4 protein-coding genes are annotated in these 3,327 nt (G+C 58.3%); 2 read left to right on the top strand and 2 right to left on the bottom strand.

All coding sequences use genetic code 11. The features are described 5' to 3' along the window. Both ABSG47_RS20930 and ABSG47_RS20925 read left to right on the top strand, forming a co-directional pair. Positions 1 to 237: nucleoside/nucleotide kinase family protein (locus ABSG47_RS20930; RefSeq protein WP_481133045.1), on the top strand; the 237-nt coding region annotated here is incomplete at its 5' end. Between the two features lie 90 nt (positions 238 to 327). Continuing rightward, complete coding sequence (locus ABSG47_RS20925) at positions 328 to 1,269, top strand: DMT family transporter (protein ID WP_424172530.1); 942 nt, start codon at positions 328 to 330, stop codon at positions 1,267 to 1,269. Positions 1,270 to 1,332: 63 nt separating this feature from the next. Here ABSG47_RS20925 and ABSG47_RS20920 read toward each other — a convergent pair whose 3' ends face one another. Then, a complete protein-coding gene (locus ABSG47_RS20920) occupies positions 1,333 to 2,016 on the bottom strand; it encodes a S41 family peptidase (protein WP_424172527.1) in 684 nt (227 codons plus the stop codon). Then, the gene (locus tag ABSG47_RS20915; protein WP_424172533.1) at positions 1,985 to 2,842 is read right to left on the bottom strand and encodes a tetratricopeptide repeat protein; all 858 of its coding nucleotides are present in this window, start codon (positions 2,840 to 2,842) and stop codon (positions 1,985 to 1,987) included. Before ABSG47_RS20915 ends, ABSG47_RS20920 begins: the two co-directional genes overlap by 32 nt. Between the last annotated feature and the right edge of the window lie 485 nt (positions 2,843 to 3,327).

Here is a 3,327-nt window from a genome sequence, read left to right as displayed (position 1 = left end):
CCGACGGCCGACGAAAGCTTCGTCGTCATCCGCTTTTCCAATCCCAAGGAAATCGATTTTCCCTATCTTCTGTCGATGGTGCACGATTCGTTCATGTCGCGGCCGAACATCATCGTCGCTCCGGGCGGCAAGATGGAGCTGGCCATGCAGCTGATCTTGACGCCGATGATCCTGAAGCTGATGGATGTCCGCCGTCGCGCGCTGGGGGCGCATCATCACCCGCGCGTGCCGGCCTGAGGAAGTACCCCGTCAAGAAGGTCTTTCTGCGCAGCAGCGGGAGGAGGCGAATAGACAAGTTCGCTCTCGACTACAATGGCTATCAGCATCATGAGCAGACAGCCACTCACCATTGCCCCCATCGCCGTCCACGAGCCGTCGCGGGAGCGCCTGCGCGGCATCGCCTCCATGGTCGCGGGGGTGTTCGTCTTTTCCATCATGGATTCGCTGATGAAGCGCCTATCCGCGCATTACGGGCCTCTGCAGATCTCCTGCCTGCGCTGCCTTTCTTCCTGGCTGTTTCTGTTGCTGCCAATTGGCTGGCATGGAATTTGGGCCACGCTGCGGCCGAGAAATCCGCAGCTGCATATGTTTCGAGCCGTGCTCGGCATCGGCATGCTCGTCGGCTTCGTAATTGCCGTACATCGCTTGAGCCTGGCGCAGACGTACTCTTTGTTCTTGGCAGCACCGCTGTTGATGACCGCTTTGTCGGTGCCGTTGCACGGGGAGACAGTGACGGGCAAGCGCTGGGCGGCCATTATCGTCGGCTTGAGCGGCGTCCTGGTCATTCTGCAGCCCTGGGGGAAAGGGGAAATCCCGATGATCGCGGCATCAGCCGCAGCTCTGGCGACGGTTTGCTACTCTCTGAGCGCGCTGACGGTTCGAAGCCTCGGCCGCAGCAATTCGAGCATGTCCATGGTGTTCTGGTACTTGCTCCTGGTCGGTGCTGCCAGCGGTTTACTGGCCATCGGTGATTGGCGCCCGGTGCTCGGCTCAGACTGGGTTTGGCTCATCGGAATCGGTATCACCGGAGCACTGGGTCAAATGTGGCTGACGGACGCCTTTCGGCGTGCGCCGCCCTCGGTCGTCGGACCGTTCGAGTACACCGCCATCCTCTGGGCCTTCGCCATCGATTGGATTTTCTGGTCGGCCACGCCGTCCTTTAGCCTGGTTGCCGGCGCCTGCATCGTCATCGCGAGCGGCATCGTCGTCATCGTCGATGAGCGCAGATTGGCGGATCTGGCCTTGAACCCCTCCTCTCCTCCGCCCTGAGGGCCCGGTCTAGTGCAGCCTAAGTGCGCCAGGCCGCTTAGGACCGAGGTTAGCGATAGCCTATCACTGACCGGAACTGGCACGCTGCGGTGTGTGTAGCCACTGCAGGGCGCTCTCAAGTACTTGGTCTCGTCCCGCCACGATGTCACTCCGGGTAATTTGAACCGGCACGTCTGGTTTGACGCCGATCCCCACGAATTCCCGGCCATCCGCGAAGCTATCATGCTTGGTGCAAATGCGAGCGGTGCCGCCCCCGGGCAATTTGAATGTGAGCGGCTGTCCGGAACTGCCGCCGGTAGCTTCCCCAACCAGACTACCTCGATGAGCTTGCGCGAAAGCGACAACCATGTCTTCTCCAGCAGAGAACGTTCGTGGACTAATTAGTAATGCGACCGGGCCTGCAAAATGCCGAGTGGGATCGGGATGGATCATGTCGATCGGAAATCGCAGAGGTGTCTCAGAAGCTCCCCAGGCGCGATAGGTCGCAATCCATTTCGTCGATCGTGATAACTCGCCCGGGGAATCGTTTGTGATTAGGCTGCCAAGGATGTGGTATCCAACCGAGTCACTACCGCCTCCATTCTCCCGCAAATCGAGAACGAGCGATTTTGCCTTCTGTATTTCGGGCCAATGCTTGTCCCACTCATTTGCCGCCGCATTGTCTTCGAAACTGTTCAAATCGACGTAGGCCACATCATCGGCCAGCATCCGGAATTCAAACGATGGTTTCTGGGCGCCGTAGTTCATTGATGTTCAGGATTTCATCTCCTGGGCGGAGCCCCTGCAGATCCGCAGTTGGTGATCGAGAACCGATCACCAGAAGATGGCCATCAATCAACCGTGTGCGCAAATCGAGGCGACCGACCCTGCCCTCCACTTCGTCCGGGCTGTACACATTCGAGTGGCCGTCCTGCAGGAGAGCGTAGAAGCGCTGGAGGACGCGATAGTAGTCCTCCGTCGATTTCGTCGCGAGAACTTTAGGGATGAAATCACGATAAGTCTGATCCCAGTCGAGGTGTGGCACGTGCCAGAAATTAGCAAACCCGAACTTCGCCTGCGCCCAAAGCTCTGATAAACCTGCGATCTTCTCATCATCCGATATGTTGGGTGCGTTCGCAGTGGCAAACGCGCTGTCCCCCCAGCGCCGGTCCTGCTGCTGCTTTAGGTCAGACATTGCATTCAGAACGGCTTGCCAACGCGGGTCTGCATGTAATGAGCCGAGATCTCGATCTGTTTCTGTGTCCTTTCGATCCGTGTAACCGTCCTCGACTGCATCGCGCAATGTGTCAAACGCTTCGTCGCGATTTCCAGCCAAAGCCAAAGTACAGGCGATGTTGTACTCCGCGTCCCCTCTCTCCGACTCGGTCGCGAAAAGGAGTGCGCGCTTATAGAGAGCTGCACTCTCGGCGTAATCTTTGCGGTCATAGGCGGCCTTAGCTGCCTTGAGCTGGTCGTCTGGAGTGGGCGTCACATCCTGACAGAAGCACGTCGGAGAGAAAGTCCAAAACAGGGCAGCAAACAAAAGCTTCCGATACATAGAGCTGCTGGGGACGTTTTGATCGATTTCCTGCATTTTCACCAAGGTGACTCCATCGGGGTGGGCGAGGTCTCGTCTCTGCCGACTCCCATGACGCTAACGCAGACGCCATGTTAACTGGCTGCCGCCGCATTCAGTTCCTCTTGCGACGGACTCGTCCCAGCAAGCGACGGATTTGTCCCTGTCGCCATGATGGAAACGCCGGTCTCTCCGCGCGGCCTTCTCCCGGCTTTTGATTTTGTTTGATTGTAGTGGCGCACGTTTCCGCGGAAACGTCTGTAGTGCCGACCTACTCTGTGGTCAGCAGCCCGGGCAAATAAGTCTTTACGCGGTAGTAGAGGGCCGGAGGCTGGGGTGAGAGGTATCCCGTCCCCTTTCATAAATCTTGATGAAAGGGGACGGGATACCTCTCACCCCAGCCATCCTCCCACTCCTGCCCGTGCAGAAAGACTTTCTTGACGAGATACTAGTGCAGCGCGACGCGCGGCTCGTCCACCTTATCGTGCTCGCTGACGATTCGC

It is taken from the genome of Occallatibacter sp., assembly GCF_049510455.1.
GTDB lineage: Bacteria > Acidobacteriota > Terriglobia > Terriglobales > Acidobacteriaceae > Telmatobacter.
The sequence above is the reverse complement of the archived record's forward strand: the minus strand, read 5'-3'. Positions and strand labels throughout refer to the sequence as shown.